This window comes from Hydrogenophaga sp., assembly GCF_011390835.1.
Classification (GTDB): domain Bacteria; phylum Pseudomonadota; class Gammaproteobacteria; order Burkholderiales; family Burkholderiaceae_C; genus Hydrogenophaga.
This window is the reverse complement of the sequence record NZ_JAABRQ010000011.1, coordinates 75,053-92,514: the sequence shown is the minus strand read 5'-3', so window position 1 is coordinate 92,514 and position 17,462 is coordinate 75,053. Positions and strand designations below refer to the sequence as shown.

Genomic DNA, 17,462 nt, shown 5'->3' with positions numbered 1-17,462 from the left:
CCGCGGAGCGGATCCGTTCGCTTAGCTCAAGCCGTCACTTCTTCATTTCGGGCACATTTTTCTTGCCCTTGTTCTCGGCGATGAAGTCGCTCCACGGATCGGCCACGACCGGGCCCGGCGTCTTCCAGACCACGTTGAACTGGCCATCGGCCCGCACCTCACCGATGAACACCGGCTTGTGCAGGTGGTGATTTTCCTTGTCCATGGTGGACATGAAGCCACCCGGCGCCTTGAAGGTCTGGCCGGCCATGGCGGCAATCACCTTGTCGGTGTCGGTGCTCTTGGCCTTCTCGACCGCCTGGGCCCACATGTGGATACCGATGTAGGTGGCTTCCATTGGGTCGTTGGTCAGCGGCTTGTCCTTGTGGCCAGGGATGTTCTTGGCCTTGGCGTAGTCGCTCCATTGCTTGATGAACGCGGCGTTGGTCGGATTCTTGATCGACATGAAGTAGTTCCAGGCAGCCAGGTGGCCCACCAGCGGCTTGGTGTCCACACCGCGCAGCTCTTCTTCACCAACCGAGAAGGCCACTACCGGCACGTCCTTGGCGGACAGACCGGCATTACCCAGCTCCTTGTAGAACGGCACGTTGGAGTCGCCGTTGATGGTGGAGACCACCGCGGTCTTCTTGCCCGCAGCGGCGAATTTCTTGATATTGGCAATGATGGTCTGGTAGTCGGAGTGCCCGAAGGGGGTGTACTCCTCCATGATGTCGGCATCGGCGACGCCCTTTGACTTCAGGAAGGCGCGCAGGATCTTGTTGGTGGTGCGCGGGTAGACGTAGTCGGTACCCAGCAGCACGAAGCGCTTGGCCGATCCGCCGTCTTTGCTCATCAGGTACTCCACTGCGGGAATAGCCTGCTGGTTGGGCGCGGCACCGGTGTAGAACACGTTCTTGGACAGCTCCTCACCCTCGTACTGAACGGGGTAGAACAGCAGCGCATTCTTTTCCTCGAACACCGGCAGCACCGACTTGCGCGACACACTGGTCCAGCAGCCAAACACCGCGGCCACCTTGTCGTTGTCGATCAGCTGCTTGGCCTTCTCGGCGAACAGCGGCCAGTTCGACGCCGGGTCGACGACCACCGCCTCTAGCTTCTTGCCCATCACGCCGCCCTTGGCGTTGATCTCGTCGATGGTCATGAGTGCCACGTCCTTGAGCACGGTCTCGGAAATGGCCATGGTGCCTGACAGGGAGTGCAGCACGCCAACCTTGATGGTGTCGGCGGCATAGGCCGAGTTCAGGGTGGCGAATCCCAGCGCCATCGAAGCGGTGAGGGTTTTCAGGGTGGCTCGGCGGTTCATCATGGGTGGCACTCCAGGGTAGTTGAGGGGAGCGGTTCGACGCGGACCGCACTGGAGCCTCGCAAACCCTGTGCCAGTTTTTTGCACTGCAACATCCGAGACACTTGCTTTGCACCCTGACGCCCGGCGGATGCGGGGCCGCAGCGCATGCACAAGCAGGGAAGTCCACCCCATCCAAGTGCGCAAAGCGAGGTCGCGCACCACGGGCTTCGGATTGCGCACCAAATACGGGCACCCGTGTGCTGCGGCACGACGCACCGGCCTGGCGCACAATTTGCACACCTCACTGCCAGCGACACAGAAAGACCATGGAACTTACCCCGCGAGAAAAAGACAAGCTGCTGATCTTCACAGCAGCCCTGCTCGCCGAGCGCCGCAAGGCGCGCGGCCTGAAGCTCAACTACCCTGAAGCCATCGCGCTCATCAGCGCGGCGGTGATGGAAGGCGCGCGCGACGGCAAGACCGTTTCCCAGCTCATGAGCGAAGGCCGCGATGTACTGACCCGCAACGACGTGTTGGACGGCATTGCCGAGATGATTCCCGACATCCAGGTAGAGGCCACCTTTCCCGATGGCACGAAGCTGGTGACGGTGCACCAGCCGATCATTTGACCCACCCCCATGCCGCGCTTTCAGAGCGTCACCCCCTCAAGGGGCCTACCCTGGTGGCCCGGCGGAGACGGGCCCAAGGCGCCCTGGGCTGGAGCAGGTCGCTCCGGCCACCTTGTTTGAATTGTTGGAGACTTGAATGAAACGCTTTCTCTCCATGCCGTTGATGGCATCTTCGCTACCCGCTCTGGCACACGAAGGCCACGGCTTGTTCGGCAGCCACTGGCATGCCACCGACGCCCTAGGCTTTCTGGTCGTCGGTGTCCTGATCACGCTGGCCATCTGGTTCTCGAGCAAATGAACCGGAGCAGCCCATGATTCCCGGCGAAACCCTCACTGACGCGGGTGAGCACACGCTCAACCCCGACCGGCGCACCCACACCCTGGTGGTGAAAAATACCGCCAATCGGCCAGTGCAGGTCGGCTCGCACTACCACTTTGCCGAGACCAATGCGGCTCTCGATTTCGACCGTGTTGCCGCGCTCGGCATGCGCTTGAACATCGCCAGCGGCACGGCGGTGCGCTTTGAGCCCGGGCAGCAGCGCACGGTGGAGCTGGTCGACTACGCGGGCGCACGCGTCGTGCATGGGTTTCGTGGACTGACCCAAGGTGCTCTGGACTGACGAGCTATCCCAGTGCGCCCGTGAATACGATCGTTTTTCGGCGCCAGCCGCTCAGTTCGAGATCGTCGTGCGAGTCACCACAGGTTGTCCAGGCGCAGCGAGCACAAAAAAGCCGGGCAAGCCATTGGTGCCGAAACGGGTGGCGGAATTGCGCGCAAACACCGAATCGCTCAGCGTCATGCTCCCTGTGAGGTTGTTGCTGACATAAAAGACAGCACTACCGCCTTCAGACGCCGTGTTGTCGGTCACCTGGCTGCCAAAGACCGACAAGGTGAAGGTGTTTCCGTCGTTGTAGATCGCCCCGCCGCTGCCCCCACCTGGGGTGCCGGGTCGCTGAGGATTGGCGCCGTTGCCCAGGGCCGTGTTGTGCGAAAGAACGCTGTTGTAGATGCTGTAGGACACACCGATGCTGCTGAGTGCGCCGCCATTGGAGCAGCTGTTGCCCAGGCCCGCTCCACCGCCAAATGTGCTTTGCACCACATACACCGGCCTACCCTGGAACATATCAAGCACGCGCACCGCGCCACCGCCCATGTCGGGGCCGGTGGCCTCGCAGCGGTTGTTGGTGAACACGCTGTTGACGATCTTGAACTGACCGCCCCGCACGAAGATGGCACCACCGCCACCGCCATCGGCCAATTGACCAGCCGAATTGCCGTTCACAAGCCGAATGTTCTGTACTGTGAGGCGCGGAGTTTCCTGGTTATCGCAAGACGATGTGGTCCATACCTGGGCAGAATCGCAGGTGTTTTGGTACAAGATCCGGACATTGCCACCGCCATTCAGGGTGATCAAACCTTGGCCGTCCAAGGTCACATCAGGCCGGTTGTTGAACACCTTGGCTGTGCTCGTCATGTTGATGGTCACTGGGCTGGCGCCGCAGTTGAAGCGGATTTTCCCGCCCAGCGCCACGGCATTCACCACGGCCTGGCCAGTGCAGCTGGCTGGCGAGCCAGTACCCACCACCCGATCAGGCTGACTGGTGTCCACTGCGAGACCTGCCGCCGGCACGGGCACCTGCCCACTTTGAGTCCCGACAGCAGATGGCCATCCTCCCACATTGGCTGGAGCCCCACCTCCATAGACAGACTCTTCAGGCCCTGGGGTACCGCCTCCGCCACAGGCCACCAAGCCTGTCAGTGCAGCACACAAAAAACCGGCTCTCAAGGAAAACGGCAGGCGAAACTCAGAACAAAACATGGGTCTATCGGTCGCTGAATAAATGGAATGCCGGCACATGCTGCGCGGCTGATTGAGTCGAATGCTGGCACGATCTGTGCTGAAATCTCTGGATCGCAAGCCGACTGCTCATCTGAGCACCAAAGGACCATTTAGGCAACGCTGCCGTGTAGGAAGTTGTGTGTGCGTGTTACACACGACCAGCTTTAGCAGTACCGAAAGCACCCCAGGACGAAGACCCCCATGGCCACCATCCCCCGCAGCACTTACGCCGACATGTTCGGCCCCACGGTGGGCGATCGTGTTCGCCTGGCCGACACCTGTCTCATCGTCGAGGTGGAGCAGGACTTCACCTTGCGCGCGGGCGGCTACGGTGAAGAGGTGAAGTTCGGTGGCGGCAAAACCATCCGCGACGGCATGGCCCAAAGCCAGCGGACACGCGCCGAAGGCGCGATGGACACGGTACTGACCAATGCGCTCATCATTGATCACTGGGGCATCGTCAAGGCCGACATCGGCCTGAAAGACGGACGGGTCGCCGCCATAGGCAAGGCCGGTAACCCCGACACCATGCCGGGCGTGGACATCGTGATCGGCCCAGGGACCGAGATCATCAGTTGCGAGGGCAGCATCGTCACCACCGGCGGTATCGACAGCCACATCCACTTCATCTGCCCGCAACAGGTCGACGAAGCCCTGGCCTCGGGCATCACCACCATGCTCGGCGGCGGTACCGGACCCGCCACCGGTACCTTCGCCACCACCTGCACGCCCGGACCCTGGCACATCGAGCGCATGCTGCAGGCGGCCGACGGCCTGCCCATGAACCTGGGCTTTCTGGGCAAAGGCAATGCCAGCCGACCCGAGCCGCTGCGCGAGCAGATCAACGCCGGCGTGATCGGACTCAAGCTGCACGAAGACTGGGGTACCACGCCGAGCGCCATCAGCAACTGCCTGGACGTGGCCGAAGAAACCGACACGCAGGTGGCTATCCACAGCGACACCCTCAACGAGTCTGGCTTTGTGGAGGACACCATTGCTGCCACGAAGGGAAGAACGCTGTGCGCCTTCCACACAGAAGGCGCCGGTGGCGGCCACGCGCCCGACATCATCCGCGTGGTGGGCGAAGCCAACTTCTTGCCCTCCAGCACCAACCCGACCATGCCGTACACGGTCAACACGCTGGACGAGCATGTGGACATGCTCATGGTTTGCCACCATCTGGATGCGTCTATCCCCGAAGACCTCGCGTTTGCCGAAAGCCGCATCCGCCGAGAGACGATCGCCGCCGAGGACATCCTGCACGACCTCGGCGCCATCAGCATCATGAGCAGCGACAGCCAGGCCATGGGCCGCGTGGGCGAAGTGATCCTGCGCACCTGGCAGACGGCACACAAGATGAAGTCCCAGCGCGGCAGCCTGGGCGGTGACGACGATCGCCACGACAACGCGCGCGTCAAACGCTACATCGCCAAATACACCATCAACCCCGCCATCGCCCACGGCATCTCGCACATCGTCGGTTCGCTGGAAGTGGGCAAGTGGGCCGATCTGGTGGTGTGGAAGCCCGCCTTCTTTGGCGTAAAACCGGCGCTGGTGCTGAAAGGTGGCAGCATCGCGCTGGCCGCCATGGGGGACCCAAATGCCTCCATCCCCACGCCGCAGCCGGTGCACTACCGGCCTCAGTTCGGCGCCTTCGGCACTGCGCTGGCGCGGGGCAGCCTCACCTTTGTCTCGCAGGCCGGTTTGAAGGCGGGCGTGCGCGAGCGATTCGGTTTGCAGAAGCAAACCATCGCAGTACAAAACTGCCGGAGTGTGACCAAGGCCAACATGGTGCACAACAGCTACCTGCCCAGAATGGAGATCGACCCACAGCGCTACACCGTGCGCGCCGATGGCGAGCTGCTCACCTGCGAGCCTGCGACAGAGTTGCCGATGGCGCAGCGCTACTTTCTTTTCTGACGTTCATCGCATGCAACAAGTCTCCAAGCTCATCCCCCAGGGGCGCGGCCTCGCCAGCGCCTTGCTCAAGCGAGCGCCTCGAGTCGAGCTCGACTGGGATGTACGGCAGAAAAGCCGCTTCGATGCCACTGCGTCTGATGGCCAGCACCTGGGCGTATTCCTGCCGCGCGGCAATGTAGTGCGCGGTGGCGACGTGCTGGTGACCGAGGCCGGCACGCTGGTGCGCGTGGTTGCCGCGCCGCAGCCGGTGCTGCGTGTCACTGCCTGCAGCGATCACAGCCACCACCACAACGCAGCCTTTGACCTCATGCGCGCGGCCTATCACCTGGGCAACCGCCACGTGCCCATCGAGCTGAAACCCGACCACCTCAAGATCGAGCCCGACCACGTGCTGGCCGATCTGCTGCGCGCCATGCACCTTCAGGTGGCGGAGGTAAGCGAGCCGTTTGAACCCGAAGCGGGTGCCTATAGCCAGCTTGCGGCGCACAGCCACGCGCACCACGGCGGCCACAGCCACCACGCCGCCGGCAGCCATGAGCACGGCTGAGTCCACCGCGCAAAATTCGCGACCCACCGCCGGCCTGCTGCAACTGCTCTGGCTGGCCTCGCCCGCGCTGCCAGTGGGCGGCTTTTCATATTCCGAAGGACTCGAATCCGCTGTAGACGCCGGACTGGTGCACGACGAAACCAGCGCCTCGGACTGGCTGGTCGACCAGCTGATGCTGAGCCTGGCGCGCAGCGATCTGGCGGTGGTCGCACAAGCCATTCCCGCCTGGCGCGACCATGACCTAGCCCGCATCACCTCGCTCAACGACTGGGTGCTACAGACCCGCGAAACAGCCGAGCTGCGACAACAGACGGAGCAAATGGGCCGCTCGCTGCTCACATGGGCAGGTGCGCTGGGCGAACTCGGCCGCGGTGTGGCCGAGGCCCTGGCATCGGCTCGCCTCGACCCGCCCAGCTATCCGGTGGCCATGGCCTGCGCCGCGGCTCGCAGTGGCGCACAGGACCACGACAGCCTGACCGGCTTTGCCTTCGGCTGGAGCGAGAACATTGTGCAGGCCGCCATCAAGTCGGTGCCGCTGGGGCAGAGCGCCGGCCAGCGCATGCTGGCGCGGCTGGCCCAATCCATTCCAGACGCGGTGACCGAAGCACAATCTCTTAACGACGACACCCGTCAGGCCTTCACGCCGCTGCTGGCCATTCTTTCGGCACAACACGAAACCCAGTACTCCCGCCTGTTCCGGTCATGAGACCCCTCTCTGCGCCGCTTCACTTCTTGCCCGTGAAAGGAAGACCACACCAGTGGCCTTGCAAAGCCAGGTTTCACGGTGTGTGCTGAAGGTGCTGCGTCCATTCTCCCAATCCTCAATTTGCGATGACATCACTGCACCACATCCCCAACCGCACCAAGACCTTGCCGCCGCTGCGCGTGGGCATTGGCGGCCCCGTCGGCTCGGGCAAGACCACCCTGCTGGAAATGCTGTGTAAAGCCATGCGCGAGCGCTACGACCTGATCGCCATCACCAACGACATCTACACCAAGGAAGACCAGCGCATCCTCACCGTCAGCGGCGCATTGCCGGCTGAACGCATCATGGGCGTGGAGACGGGCGGTTGCCCGCACACGGCGATACGGGAAGATGCGTCGATCAACCTGGAAGCCATCGACCGCATGCTGGCGCAGTTCCCCAATGCCGACATCGTGTTCATAGAATCCGGCGGTGACAACCTCGCCGCCACCTTCAGCCCTGAGCTCAGCGACCTCACCATCTACGTGATCGACGTCGCGGCTGGCGAAAAAATTCCGCGCAAGGGCGGCCCTGGCATCACCAAGAGCGACCTGTTTGTGATCAACAAGACCGACCTGGCGCCGCACGTGGGCGCCGACTTGGAAGTGATGAAAGCCGACACCGCGCGCATGCGCCCCGACAGCGCACGCCGCCCCTGGGTGATGACCAACCTCAAGACGCTGGCTGGTGTGGACGAGGTGGTTCGCTTCATTGAAACGCGCGGTATGCTCAACTGATCAAAGCCTGACGGATTCAGGGTCGGTAACACCCGTTTTTGTGGAGCCGTTCCTGGGTTATCCACACATCTGAATGCCGGATCTGGCTGCTTCAAATTGCGCTCTCTGGTCCCCTCTTCGTCCGATAAGCCCCTTGCTCAAGGGTTGACGCCGCCGCGTCCCGGCTTTTCCGCTTGGGGCGCTTCGGACAACGGCACCTCGCCAACAGAATCCCGATGAACTCAGGTTTCTGTCTGGTCCTCGCGATGTGGGGTGACGCGTATCCCGATGCCAGCGTCAATACCCTGGTCGAGTCGGTTCGGCGACACTCGCCGCGCCTGAGTCATGTCGTGCTGCTGACGGATCGCCAACGATCCCTCATCGACGCGGATATCCAGCAAATGCCTTTCCCAGCTTTCTTTGATCGGCCAGAGTTTTTCGGGCATGGCTACCGGGTCAAACTGGCGGTTTTTGCCAGGAGCGTTCTTCCTCTGGATACGCCTTGCGTCTACCTTGATCTGGACACCATGGTGACCGGCGACCTGGGAGGAATAGCCGCCCTGGTGAAGCGTCCATCTGACGTCTTCATGTTGCCGCCAGGCAACCTGATTTCCTTTGGTCTGCTTCGGAGGGTGGCCTTCAGATTGACCCGCGGGAAACGCTTCGCAACTGGCAATTCTTCTGTGATGGCGTACCACTCGGCGGCGAGAACCAGCGTTGCCGATCTGTTTGAGCGCCACTATCTCTCTGGTGATGTGGGCCCGTACATGGGCATTGATGACACCTTCATCTCCTGGGCTGCTCAACCGGTTCTGCGTGGGATACCGACTTCGTTAGCGGTCACATTCAGGCGAGAGTTTCTGGCCCGTTCCAGGGTCGTGCTTTGGTACCAGAAATACTCCCCGATACGCCGAAACCATCGCAGCAATGTCGTGGCGATCACCTTCAACGGGACCCGCTACAAACCCGAGGAGCTGCTTAAACTGAAGACCGGTGAGCGAATCTCTGATGCCCGCGGCCGTTTTGGCTATTGGTCTGACGAACAGATGGGGCCTTTGCGAGAACAGATCCTCACCTACTGTCGGCTCGTTGTATCGAAGAAGCAGACCTGAACTCGCAGGAATCCAGAAACAAAAGAAAGAGCGAGCCCGAAGGCTCGCTCTTTCTTTTGGACGAAGCGCGAAAGATCAGTTGGTCACGCTGGTACCTTGGCCTTGGGCAAGGGTGCTACCCTGGGTCACCAGAAGGCCCGCTTGGCGAATCTGCTCGGCCTGCTGTGGGGTGGCGACCACCGGATACAAGTTGTCTGTGAAGTCCAACAACCCCAGCTTTTTCGCTTCGTTGAGTTCGGCCAGCACTTGAGCGCGAGACTTGCTGGGACCCGTGGGAGCTTCAAACTCAACAACCTCAGTAATGCGCAACTGACCAGCATCGCGGGCAGCGATCGCCTCAGCCTGGACCGCAGCGCGGCTCAGGGTCGACACAAACGGTGCCTCGGGAGTGAATTCAGAAGCCATGGCGCCAGCTGCGGTGAGCGACAAAACCAGGGGAAGCACGATGCGGGTAGAAAGTTTCATGATGATGTCCTTGAGGGATGGTTAAGAAGAGAGGTTGACTGCATGCCGTTTCGTTTCGGCATGGAGTGAACTGTAGAAACCGCAGTTTTCGTTTGACGAACATCTGAATGACAGATTCGTAATCCAGCGCCATGAGCCAATCCACGACAATTTGTCGGTCCGCGGTCTATTACTGATATCCCCTCGAAACCCCATGCGCATCCTGGTCATAGAAGACGAAGCCAAACTTGCCGACTACGTCAAGCGTGGCCTGACCGAGTCTGGCTACACCGTCGATGTGGCGAAAGATGGCATTGAAGGCCGCTACCTGGCCACGGGCGGTGACTACCAGCTGGTGGTTCTCGACATCATGTTGCCCGGAGTGGACGGCTTTGGCGTGTTGTCCGCCCTGCGCGAGAAGCACAACACACCGGTGCTTATGCTCACTGCTCGCGATCGGGTGGAAGACCGGGTGCAGGGGCTGGAGGCCGGGGCCGACGATTATTTGGTCAAACCATTCGCTTTCTCCGAGTTGCTGGCCCGCGTGGCCGCCCTGCTGCGCCGCGGACCCGCGCCCTTGGACGTCACCCAGAGCGCTCGCATGACTGTCAGCAACCTGGAAATGGACCTGCTCAGCCGCAAAGCCTGGCGCGAGGGTCAGCGGCTGGAGCTCAGTGCCAAGGAATTTTCGCTGCTGGCCTTGCTGGCGCGCCGCAAGGGTCAGATCCTTTCGCGCACCACGCTGGCCGAACAGGTCTGGGACATGAATTTTGATTCCGACACCAACGTGGTCGAGGTGGCCATCCGCCGTCTGCGTGCCAAGATGGACGACCCCTTCAAACCCAAGCTGCTACACAACGTGCGCGGGATGGGCTATGTGCTGGAGGAGCGCACATGAACGCCGCGACCGCGACCCGGGTGCCCTGCACCTACTCCATTGGTCGGCGCCTGTCGCTGCTGCTGGCCACCCAGACCGTGATCGGCCTGGGCCTGCTGCTGGCCACCATCTATGGCATCACGTCGATGCTGTTTCAGGCCAAGCACGAAGAGCAGATGCAGGGCTACACCCTCGTGCTCAAGGACATGATGCACAGCGCCAGTGAGCGCGCCGGCACATTCGAAATGCTCGATAAGCTGGCGTGGTCGGCCGAACGCAGACCCGGTACCTTCCTGGTGGTGAGCCGCGCAGACGGCAGCGAGTTTTACCGAGACCCACCGGTGAACTTCGATGTGGACTCCAAGACCGCCCAAGCCAGCAGCTTTCTGGTCACCGACAAGTCCACCGGCGACATCTACACGGGGAGGTTGGTGCTGGACTGCTCGCAAGACGCCAAAACCCGCCAGCGCCTGGCCCTGTTGCTGGTAGTGGCCACGCTGGCCGGTGGCATCTTCGTGGCCTGGGCCACGTTCTGGCGTGTGCGCTGCAGCCTGCGACCGTTACTCGATCTGGCCAATCAGACCCGCGGCATCGACGTCGGGCAGGCGAAGCAGCGTCTCACACTCGACGAGCCCGCCGAAGAGCTGCAACCATTGATCGAGCAGTTCAACAGCCTGATGGAGCGCGTTGACCGCACCTACGCCCAGCTCGAAGGCTTCAACGCCGACGTGGCCCACGAGCTGCGCACTCCGCTGGCCAACCTGATCGGCCAGACTGAGCTCGCGCTCAGCCGCGAGCGCAGCAACGCCGATCTGGAAGACACGCTGCACTCCAACCTGGAAGAGCTGCAGCGCATGGCCGGCATCATCAATGACATGCTGTTCCTGGCCCAGGCCGACCGCGGCGTCAAGGCTCGCCGGGGCGAGCCGGTGAGCCTGGCCGATCTCGTGCGACAGGTGGTGGAATTCCACGAAGCCCCGATGGCAGAAGCTGGTTTGTCCATCACCATCGAGGGCGACCGCCGCCTGCCGGTGGACGAGGCGCTCATCAAACGTGCCGTGTCCAATTTGCTGGGTAACGCCATCCGGTACGCCGAACCTGGCAGCCAGCTCTGCGTTCGCATCGGGAGCGAGGCCGATGGCAGTGCCCGTCTCTGGGTCGAAAACGTGGGCCCTTCGATCGAGCCTGAGTATCTCCCCCGCCTGTTTGACCGCTTCTTCCGTGCCGATGCGTCACGCTGTGAGGTGATCAAGCCGCACCACGGCCTGGGCCTGTCCATCGTGGCGGCGATAGCGCGCATGCACGACGGCTTCGCCCTCGCCGAGTCTGCCGAAGGTCGCACCCGAGTGGGTTTCAGCGTGCTAGGGTCTGCAAGCGCCTGAACGACACCGGTTCCCAGACGCTAGAATCAGGGCCCTGCACCGCGATGGAGACTTGGGTGAGCGGTTTAAACCAGCAGTCTTGAAAACTGCCGACCCGCAAGGGTCCGTGAGTTCGAATCTCACAGTCTCCGCCATTGCAAAAACCCTGAGTAATTGATTTACTTTGGGTTTTTTGCTTTTAGGCATATCTAAAATTTCACCCCCCCCCAAAAGACCCGGCTAACCGTTTGCGCTTGCGTGATACGGGGGTATGTCACCCAGCCTAGCCTAAGGTGCCAGAGTAATCGCGACTCGCGCCACGCCGGGGCTCAATCCGGCAGGAACAGCGCCTGCAGGTCGCTCAGAAAATCCATGCCCCGTATGGTCGGCGCGATTTGCCCGCCGTCAGCTCGCAACAGTCCTTGCGCACAGCCCTTTTCAATAGCGCCTTGCACCGCCGAAAACGGCAAGCCGGTCCGATCGGCAAAGTCTTGCAGCGCAAAACCATCCACCAGGCGCAGCGCGTTGAGCATGTATTCAAACGGCAGGTCGGCCCGACTCACTTCGGAAACGCTGGCCACCGGGTCCTGCGCGGCCCGCTCCAGGTACAGGCGCGGGTCGCGAATGCGCACCTGGCGCACCACCCGGTGGGCAAAGCTGAGCTTGCTGTGGGCCCCCGCACCAATGCCGAGGTAGTCACCAAACTTCCAGTAGTTGGTGTTGTGGCGACTGTGGTGTCTTACCCTGGCATAGGCCGACACCTCGTAGCGATTCAGTCCCACTTTCGCCGTACGCTCGGTGATGAGGTCCAGCATGGCGTAGGCGTCGTCATCTGCCGGCAGCGCCGGCGGGTACTTGGCGAAGTAAGTATTGGGCTCCAGTGTGAGGTGATAGATGGAAATGTGCGGTGGCGCGAGATCGAGCGCCGTGCTCACGTCGGCTTCGCAATCGGCCAATGACTGCCCGGGTAGGGCGTACATGAGATCCAGATTGAAGGTGTCAAACGCCTTCGCCGCTTCTTCGACCGCCGCAATCGCCTGCGCCCGGTCGTGTACCCGACCCAGCGCCTTCAGGTGTGAATCGTTGAAGCTCTGAACACCGATCGACAGCCGAGTCACACCGGCTTGGCGGAAGGCGTGAAAGCGATCTTTTTCGAAAGTACCCGGATTAGCCTCGAGCGTGATCTCGGCATCTGCGTCGAGTCGCAGCAACGCGCGCACGTCACCCAGCAAACGATCGATCGACTCGGGTGAAAACAGGCTGGGCGTACCGCCCCCGATGAAGACGCTGTGCACCGCACGTCCCCAGATCAGCGGCAAAGAGGCCTCCAGGTCGGCCCGCAGCGCAGCGAGGTAGGCCTGCTCGGGCATCGCAGTGCCCGCCGGATCGCGCCACTCGTGCGAATTGAAATCGCAGTAGGGACACTTTTTCAGACACCAGGGCAGGTGGATGTAGAGCGAAAGAGGCGGCAGTCCCTGCAGCTGCAAGGTACCGGGACGCATCCAGTGCGCCACATCGCTCCAGTGCGGCTCCTCGGGAACGGGTCCCGGTCGCTGGCCTGGCCAAGCCACCCGCACTTCGCGCACGCTCATGCCTTCTCGGGAAGCGTGAGCCAGCGCTCGCGCATGAGAGCGAGCATCTGTTGTGCAGCTTGGCCCCGATGGCTATTCGCGTTCTTCACCGCGGTGGGCAGCTCGGCGAAGGTCTTGCCAAACTGCGGCAGGTACATCACTGGGTCGAAGCCAAATCCGCCGTCGCCGATGGGCTGCTCGGTGATCAGACCCGGGGCACGGCCACTGGCCACCAGCGGCTCGGGATCGTCGGCGCTGCGCAGGGCCACCAGCGTGCTGACCAGCGCAGCACGGCGGTCGCTCTGACCCTGTAACTGCTCCAGTAGTGCGCGCACATTGTTCGCATCGCCCTTCTCGTAACCGAACTGGGTGGCGTAGAAAGCTGTGTCCACACCGGGCAGTCCACCGAACGCTTCTACGCACAGACCGGCATCATCAGCCAGTGCCGGCAAGCCGCTTTCCCGGGCTGCGTGACGCGCCTTGGCCAGCGCGTTTTCGATGAAAGTGCGGTGCGGTTCCGGCGCCTCGGAAATGCCCAGCTCGGACTGGCGCACCAGTTCGATACCCAGCGGCGCAAACAAGGCCTGCAGCTCAGCCAGCTTGCCGGCGTTGTTCGAGGCTAGAACCAGCTTCATGGCCTTGAACTCACTTCAGTCCCAGGGCCTGCTTTTGCAATTCAACCAACTCGCCAATACCTTTTTCGGCCAATGCGAGCAGCGCGTCCATCTGCGCACGGGAAAACGCCTCGCCTTCTGCCGTGCCCTGCACCTCGACGAAATGGCCCGCGCCCGTCATCACCACATTCATGTCGGTGTCGCAGGTGGAGTCTTCGATGTATTCCAGGTCTAGCAGCGCCTGGCCGTGCAGCATGCCGACCGAGATCGCCGCCACATGGCCCTTGATCGGCGAGACGGCGATCTTTCCTTCGCGCAGCAGTTGGGTCACCGCATCGTGAGCGGCGACAAAGGCGCCGGTGATGGCGGCGGTGCGGGTGCCGCCGTCGGCTTGCAGCACGTCACAATCCAGCGAAATGGTGCGTTCACCCAGAGCCTTGAGGTCAAACACCGCTCGCAGTGAGCGACCGATCAGGCGCTGGATCTCCTGCGTGCGGCCACTCTGCTTTCCCTTGGCGGCCTCGCGATCGCTGCGGGTGTGGGTAGCGCGAGGCAGCATGCCGTATTCGGCGGTCACCCAGCCTTCGCCACTACCGCGTTTGTGCGGCGGCACCTTTTCTTCCACCGAGGCCGTGCAAAGTACTTTGGTGTGACCGAACTCGATCAGCACCGAGCCTTCGGCATGCATGGTGTAGGCGCGGGTGATGCGCACAGGGCGCAGAGCATCTGCGGCCCGTTGATCGGGTCGAACGTGAGCTGTCATGAATTGGGGCCTTTTTCAGCAGTTTGGGATAAGGCTGGACATGTGCGTCCAGCACACACCGTGGAGCCGGCTTCGTCGGGCCGCTGGCAGGGGCCCTTCAGGGAGAAGAGGCGAACCGGCGCAGAGGAAGTCAAGCGTTCTTTTCAGCGGTACGCCGGATCGCATCGTTGATTTCGGCAATCGAGCGCTCGATGGCTGCATCGTCCAGATCTTCGATCGTGGGGTCGGGCACGCCCGACTGGATGGTCGAGGCGAACACGCCGTCCTCGATGTCTTCGGTGGAAACGCGGGTGGTGTGGAACTCTTCGGTAGTTTCCCACTCCATGGCCAACACGGTCACGTTGTCGCAGCGTGCACCACCGCGCTTGAGCGCCATCTCGACCAACTCGGGTACCGACTGGTCGAGCGTGTCGCGAGCGAGCTCATTCACGATCTCTTCGTCGGTCACGGTGCCCCAAAGACCATCGGAACACAGGAGCACGCGATCTCCCTGTTGCATCTGCAACGGCCCCGAGAGGTCAAACACCGGTTTGGCAGGTGAGCCCAGGCAGGTGAACAGGATGTTGCGGTTGATGTGCTGCGTGGCGCGACCCAGGTGGGCCTGTTGCTCCATGTAAGAGTGGTCTCGCGTGCGAGTCACCAGCGCACCATCGCGCACGATATAAAGACGCGAGTCGCCACAATGCACCCAGTGCACATGGTTGCGCTCCATCACCGCCGCCACCAGCGTGGTGCGGGGCGTGTCGAGCATGCCTTTTTCGGATGCGTAACGGATGATCTGGTGGTGCGCGGCCATGGTGGCGCTGGAGAGAAACTCTGGCACCTCTTTAACCGTGGGGTTGGCCGCCTTCTGGAAGTAAGCCGAGAAGGTCTGCAACGCCAGCTGCGCCGCCATCGCGCCCTCGGGGTGCCCGCCCATTCCGTCGGCCAACACAAAAAGGCCAGCCTCGCGCGTGTAGGCGTAGCCCATGCGGTCTTCGTTGCGCTCGCGCCCGCCCTGCCGACTGATCTGGTAGACCGAAAACTTCATTTGAAGCGGGTTCCCGCGGCGGTGGATTTGCGCGCCGACTTCTTGTTGTCGGACACGATGTTGTCGAACTGCAACCGCATCTTTTCCGCCACCGTGAGCTTGGTGTAGCTGCGCTCGGTTTCGCGGCTCAGCTCTTTCTGTAGCGCAAACACCGATTGCGGACGGGACAGCGGGTCGAGCGACATGCACCATTCGACCACCTCGATGAGGTTGTCCGAATACACGCCACGCAGGCGGGAAAGCGCCAGCGACAGTCGGTCTTTTTCGAGCCGCTGGGGTGCATCGTTGGGCGGATAGCCCTGCATGCTGGCGTAGATGCAAGCCCCGATCGCGTAGATGTCGGTCCAAGGACCCATGCTGGAATCGCGCCGGTACATCTCGGGCGCCGCAAAGCCAGGCGTGTACATCGGGCGAATGAAATTACCTTCTTTGCTCAGCACTTCGCGCGCTGCGCCAAAGTCGATCAAAACCGAGCGGTTGTCGTCGGTGACAAAGACGTTGGCCGGCTTGATGTCCAGATGCAGCATCTTGTGCTGGTGCACGATCCGCAGTCCACGCAGGATCTCGTCGTACAGCGACCGGATGGTGGACTCGCGAAACACTTTTTGCTTTTTAAGCTCGCGCGCAGCGATGATGAATTCCTGCAGGGAAGCGCCCTCCAGATAGTTCATCACCATGTAAACAGTCTCGTTTTCGCGAAAGAAATTGAGTACGCTGACCACCGAGGCATGGGAGATCTGCGCCAACGCACGCCCTTCCTCAAAAAAACTCTTGAGACCCAGGCGGTAGAGCGAGAGTTTTTCGGGCTGCACTTGCGGCAACAACTCGCCTGGCCCCCGGCTGGCCAGAGAAGACGGCAAGTATTCCTTGACCGCGACCTGCTGGCCTTCGGTGTCCACCGCGAGGTAAACCACGCCGAATCCACCTGCCGCCAGCTTGCGGACAATGCGGTAGCCACCGATCACGGTGTCCGGCGGCAGCGGAGCAGGTTTGACCTTTGACATAATTCAAGCGGGTTCCGTAACGCCTTGTTGTGGACCTCTCAACCTGATCGGACGCTTCTCCATGGCAGTTTACAGCATGACCGGCTACGCCACGGCCCAGCAAGGCGGCCCGTCTGCCGGGGTTGCCGCCGGGGCCGGACCGGCGGTCGGCATGGAGCTGCGATCGGTCAACAGCCGCTTCCTGGACATCAGTTTCAAGCTTGCGGATGAACTGCGCAGCGCCGAGCCTGCCTTGCGCGAACTGCTCACCAGCCAGCTCAAGCGCGGAAAGGTCGAGGTTCGCGCCTGGGTCGCGGGACGCCAGGACTCGAGCGTGCACTCGCCCGGCGCTGGCGATTTGCAGAAGCTGGTGAGCCTTCAAGACCATGTGCGCGCCTGGCTACCCTTGGCCCAACCGCTCTCGGTGGCCGAGGTGCTGGCGCTGACGACGCGCCCAGTCGGCCACAGTGGCGAAATGCATGAACAGGTGGTTGAGCTGGGCAAGACGGCTCTGCAAGCCCTGGTCGCAGCGCGCGAACGCGAGGGCCGGCGTCTGGCCAGCATGTTGACCGACCGCCTGCAGCAGCTGCGACAGTTGGCGAAAGATGCCCAACCGCTGATTCCGCAGTTGGTAGCGCAACAGCGCCAGCGCTTCATCGACCGCTGGAACGAAGCACTCGCCGCCTCGTCGGCTGATCCGGCCGCGTCGGGCAGCCTGGGCAATGCGGTCACCGGCGACATGGCCCGTGACCGCGCCCTGACCGAGGCGACCGCATTCGCCATCCGCATCGATGTGGCCGAGGAGCTGACCCGCCTGGACTCGCACCTGACCGAAATCGAACGGCTGCTTAAAAAGGGCGCCGACGTGGGCAAACGACTGGACTTCCTGATCCAGGAACTGCACCGCGAAGCCAACACCTTGGGCTCCAAGTCGTCGAGCCTGGAGCTCACCCGCATATCGGTGGACATGAAGGTACTGATTGAGCAGATGCGCGAACAGGTACAGAACATTGAGTAGACACGA

General features: G+C 62.1%; 19 protein-coding genes and 1 tRNA gene. 12 read left to right on the top strand and 8 right to left on the bottom strand.

Annotation, left to right across the window (positions count from 1 at the left end; genetic code table 11):
- Positions 1-34: 34 nt before the first annotated feature.
- Positions 35-1,303: an urea ABC transporter substrate-binding protein gene (urtA, locus tag GPT34_RS08680; RefSeq protein WP_291011184.1), complete on the bottom strand. Its 1,269-nt coding sequence runs from the start codon at positions 1,301-1,303 to the stop codon at positions 35-37.
- Positions 1,304-1,611: 308 nt separating this feature from the next.
- Here urtA and GPT34_RS08675 point away from each other — a divergent pair, with 308 nt between their 5' ends.
- The 3 genes from GPT34_RS08675 (at position 1,612) to GPT34_RS08665 (ending at position 2,534) form a co-directional block, all read left to right on the top strand.
- Positions 1,612-1,914: an urease subunit gamma gene (locus GPT34_RS08675; RefSeq protein ID WP_291011124.1), complete on the top strand. Its 303-nt coding sequence runs from the start codon at positions 1,612-1,614 to the stop codon at positions 1,912-1,914.
- 136 nt (positions 1,915-2,050) lie between these two features.
- On the top strand, positions 2,051-2,212 hold the full coding sequence (locus tag GPT34_RS08670; RefSeq protein ID WP_291011121.1) for a hypothetical protein: 162 nt from the start codon (positions 2,051-2,053) through the stop codon (positions 2,210-2,212).
- Between the two features lie 13 nt (positions 2,213-2,225).
- A complete protein-coding gene (locus tag GPT34_RS08665; protein ID WP_291011119.1) occupies positions 2,226-2,534 on the top strand; it encodes an urease subunit beta in 309 nt (102 codons plus the stop codon).
- 51 nt (positions 2,535-2,585) lie between these two features.
- On the opposite strand, the gene GPT34_RS08660 is transcribed toward GPT34_RS08665, so the two are convergent.
- Complete coding sequence (locus tag GPT34_RS08660) at positions 2,586-3,524, bottom strand: hypothetical protein (protein WP_291011117.1); 939 nt, start codon at positions 3,522-3,524, stop codon at positions 2,586-2,588.
- A 432-nt stretch (positions 3,525-3,956) separates the two neighbouring features.
- Here GPT34_RS08660 and ureC point away from each other — a divergent pair, with 432 nt between their 5' ends.
- From ureC to GPT34_RS08635, 5 genes are all read left to right on the top strand, one after another.
- The gene (gene ureC / locus GPT34_RS08655; protein ID WP_291011114.1) at positions 3,957-5,675 is read left to right on the top strand and encodes an urease subunit alpha; all 1,719 of its coding nucleotides are present in this window, start codon (positions 3,957-3,959) and stop codon (positions 5,673-5,675) included.
- A 10-nt stretch (positions 5,676-5,685) separates the two neighbouring features.
- The gene (ureE, locus tag GPT34_RS08650; protein ID WP_291011111.1) at positions 5,686-6,222 is read left to right on the top strand and encodes an urease accessory protein UreE; all 537 of its coding nucleotides are present in this window, start codon (positions 5,686-5,688) and stop codon (positions 6,220-6,222) included.
- Positions 6,209-6,928: an urease accessory protein UreF gene (locus GPT34_RS08645; RefSeq protein ID WP_291011108.1), complete on the top strand. Its 720-nt coding sequence runs from the start codon at positions 6,209-6,211 to the stop codon at positions 6,926-6,928. Before ureE ends, GPT34_RS08645 begins: the two co-directional genes overlap by 14 nt.
- A 125-nt stretch (positions 6,929-7,053) precedes the next feature.
- The gene (gene ureG / locus GPT34_RS08640; protein ID WP_291011105.1) at positions 7,054-7,704 is read left to right on the top strand and encodes an urease accessory protein UreG; all 651 of its coding nucleotides are present in this window, start codon (positions 7,054-7,056) and stop codon (positions 7,702-7,704) included.
- A 215-nt stretch (positions 7,705-7,919) separates the two neighbouring features.
- The gene (locus tag GPT34_RS08635) at positions 7,920-8,795 is read left to right on the top strand and encodes a hypothetical protein (RefSeq protein WP_291011102.1); all 876 of its coding nucleotides are present in this window, start codon (positions 7,920-7,922) and stop codon (positions 8,793-8,795) included.
- A 75-nt stretch (positions 8,796-8,870) separates the two neighbouring features.
- Here GPT34_RS08635 and GPT34_RS08630 read toward each other — a convergent pair whose 3' ends face one another.
- Complete coding sequence (locus GPT34_RS08630; RefSeq protein WP_291011100.1) at positions 8,871-9,260, bottom strand: DUF4148 domain-containing protein; 390 nt, start codon at positions 9,258-9,260, stop codon at positions 8,871-8,873.
- 193 nt (positions 9,261-9,453) lie between these two features.
- On the opposite strand from GPT34_RS08630, the gene GPT34_RS08625 reads away from it, so the two are divergent.
- From GPT34_RS08625 to GPT34_RS08615, 3 genes are all read left to right on the top strand, one after another.
- Complete coding sequence (locus tag GPT34_RS08625) at positions 9,454-10,137, top strand: heavy metal response regulator transcription factor (protein WP_291011098.1); 684 nt, start codon at positions 9,454-9,456, stop codon at positions 10,135-10,137.
- The gene (locus GPT34_RS08620) at positions 10,134-11,498 is read left to right on the top strand and encodes a heavy metal sensor histidine kinase (protein WP_291011096.1); all 1,365 of its coding nucleotides are present in this window, start codon (positions 10,134-10,136) and stop codon (positions 11,496-11,498) included. Before GPT34_RS08625 ends, GPT34_RS08620 begins: the two co-directional genes overlap by 4 nt.
- A 46-nt stretch (positions 11,499-11,544) precedes the next feature.
- Positions 11,545-11,632, top strand: a tRNA-Ser gene (locus GPT34_RS08615).
- A gap of 174 nt (positions 11,633-11,806) precedes the next feature.
- Here GPT34_RS08615 and hemW read toward each other — a convergent pair.
- The 5 genes from hemW to GPT34_RS08590 form a co-directional block, all read right to left on the bottom strand.
- Positions 11,807-12,979 (bottom strand): radical SAM family heme chaperone HemW, encoded by a 1,173-nt coding sequence (gene hemW / locus GPT34_RS08610; protein ID WP_291011182.1) that lies wholly within the window; start codon positions 12,977-12,979, stop codon positions 11,807-11,809.
- Positions 12,980-13,065: 86 nt separating this feature from the next.
- A complete protein-coding gene (rdgB, locus tag GPT34_RS08605) occupies positions 13,066-13,683 on the bottom strand; it encodes an RdgB/HAM1 family non-canonical purine NTP pyrophosphatase (RefSeq protein ID WP_291011094.1) in 618 nt (205 codons plus the stop codon).
- Positions 13,684-13,693: 10 nt separating this feature from the next.
- Positions 13,694-14,425 (bottom strand): ribonuclease PH, encoded by a 732-nt coding sequence (gene rph, locus GPT34_RS08600; RefSeq protein WP_291011092.1) that lies wholly within the window; start codon positions 14,423-14,425, stop codon positions 13,694-13,696.
- Positions 14,426-14,555: 130 nt separating this feature from the next.
- Positions 14,556-15,455, bottom strand: a complete 900-nt coding sequence (locus tag GPT34_RS08595) for a protein phosphatase 2C domain-containing protein (protein WP_291011090.1) — start codon at positions 15,453-15,455, stop codon at positions 14,556-14,558.
- Positions 15,452-16,459, bottom strand: coding sequence for a serine/threonine-protein kinase (locus tag GPT34_RS08590; protein ID WP_291011088.1), 1,008 nt, complete (start codon positions 16,457-16,459; stop codon positions 15,452-15,454). Before GPT34_RS08590 ends, GPT34_RS08595 begins: the two co-directional genes overlap by 4 nt.
- A 61-nt stretch (positions 16,460-16,520) precedes the next feature.
- Between GPT34_RS08590 and GPT34_RS08585 the strand changes: the two genes are divergently transcribed.
- A complete protein-coding gene (locus GPT34_RS08585) occupies positions 16,521-17,456 on the top strand; it encodes a DUF1732 domain-containing protein (RefSeq protein WP_291011084.1) in 936 nt (311 codons plus the stop codon).
- Positions 17,457-17,462: the final 6 nt, after the last annotated feature.

What these genes read in the sequence shown, in the direction of transcription:
- urtA (WP_291011184.1), bottom strand. Translation starts at nt 1,303, where the DNA reads ATGAACCGCCGAGCCACCCTGAAAACCCTCACCGCTTCGATGGCGCTG.
- GPT34_RS08675 (WP_291011124.1), top strand. Translation starts at nt 1,612, where the DNA reads ATGGAACTTACCCCGCGAGAAAAAGACAAGCTGCTGATCTTCACAGCA.
- GPT34_RS08670 (WP_291011121.1), top strand. Translation starts at nt 2,051, where the DNA reads ATGAAACGCTTTCTCTCCATGCCGTTGATGGCATCTTCGCTACCCGCT.
- GPT34_RS08665 (WP_291011119.1), top strand. Translation starts at nt 2,226, where the DNA reads ATGATTCCCGGCGAAACCCTCACTGACGCGGGTGAGCACACGCTCAAC.
- ureC (WP_291011114.1), top strand. Translation starts at nt 3,957, where the DNA reads ATGGCCACCATCCCCCGCAGCACTTACGCCGACATGTTCGGCCCCACG.
- ureE (WP_291011111.1), top strand. Translation starts at nt 5,686, where the DNA reads ATGCAACAAGTCTCCAAGCTCATCCCCCAGGGGCGCGGCCTCGCCAGC.
- GPT34_RS08645 (WP_291011108.1), top strand. Translation starts at nt 6,209, where the DNA reads ATGAGCACGGCTGAGTCCACCGCGCAAAATTCGCGACCCACCGCCGGC.
- ureG (WP_291011105.1), top strand. Translation starts at nt 7,054, where the DNA reads ATGACATCACTGCACCACATCCCCAACCGCACCAAGACCTTGCCGCCG.
- GPT34_RS08635 (WP_291011102.1), top strand. Translation starts at nt 7,920, where the DNA reads ATGAACTCAGGTTTCTGTCTGGTCCTCGCGATGTGGGGTGACGCGTAT.
- GPT34_RS08630 (WP_291011100.1), bottom strand. Translation starts at nt 9,260, where the DNA reads ATGAAACTTTCTACCCGCATCGTGCTTCCCCTGGTTTTGTCGCTCACC.
- GPT34_RS08625 (WP_291011098.1), top strand. Translation starts at nt 9,454, where the DNA reads ATGCGCATCCTGGTCATAGAAGACGAAGCCAAACTTGCCGACTACGTC.
- GPT34_RS08620 (WP_291011096.1), top strand. Translation starts at nt 10,134, where the DNA reads ATGAACGCCGCGACCGCGACCCGGGTGCCCTGCACCTACTCCATTGGT.
- hemW (WP_291011182.1), bottom strand. Translation starts at nt 12,979, where the DNA reads ATGCGTCCCGGTACCTTGCAGCTGCAGGGACTGCCGCCTCTTTCGCTC.
- rdgB (WP_291011094.1), bottom strand. Translation starts at nt 13,683, where the DNA reads ATGAAGCTGGTTCTAGCCTCGAACAACGCCGGCAAGCTGGCTGAGCTG.
- rph (WP_291011092.1), bottom strand. Translation starts at nt 14,425, where the DNA reads ATGACAGCTCACGTTCGACCCGATCAACGGGCCGCAGATGCTCTGCGC.
- GPT34_RS08595 (WP_291011090.1), bottom strand. Translation starts at nt 15,455, where the DNA reads ATGAAGTTTTCGGTCTACCAGATCAGTCGGCAGGGCGGGCGCGAGCGC.
- GPT34_RS08590 (WP_291011088.1), bottom strand. Translation starts at nt 16,459, where the DNA reads ATGTCAAAGGTCAAACCTGCTCCGCTGCCGCCGGACACCGTGATCGGT.
- GPT34_RS08585 (WP_291011084.1), top strand. Translation starts at nt 16,521, where the DNA reads ATGGCAGTTTACAGCATGACCGGCTACGCCACGGCCCAGCAAGGCGGC.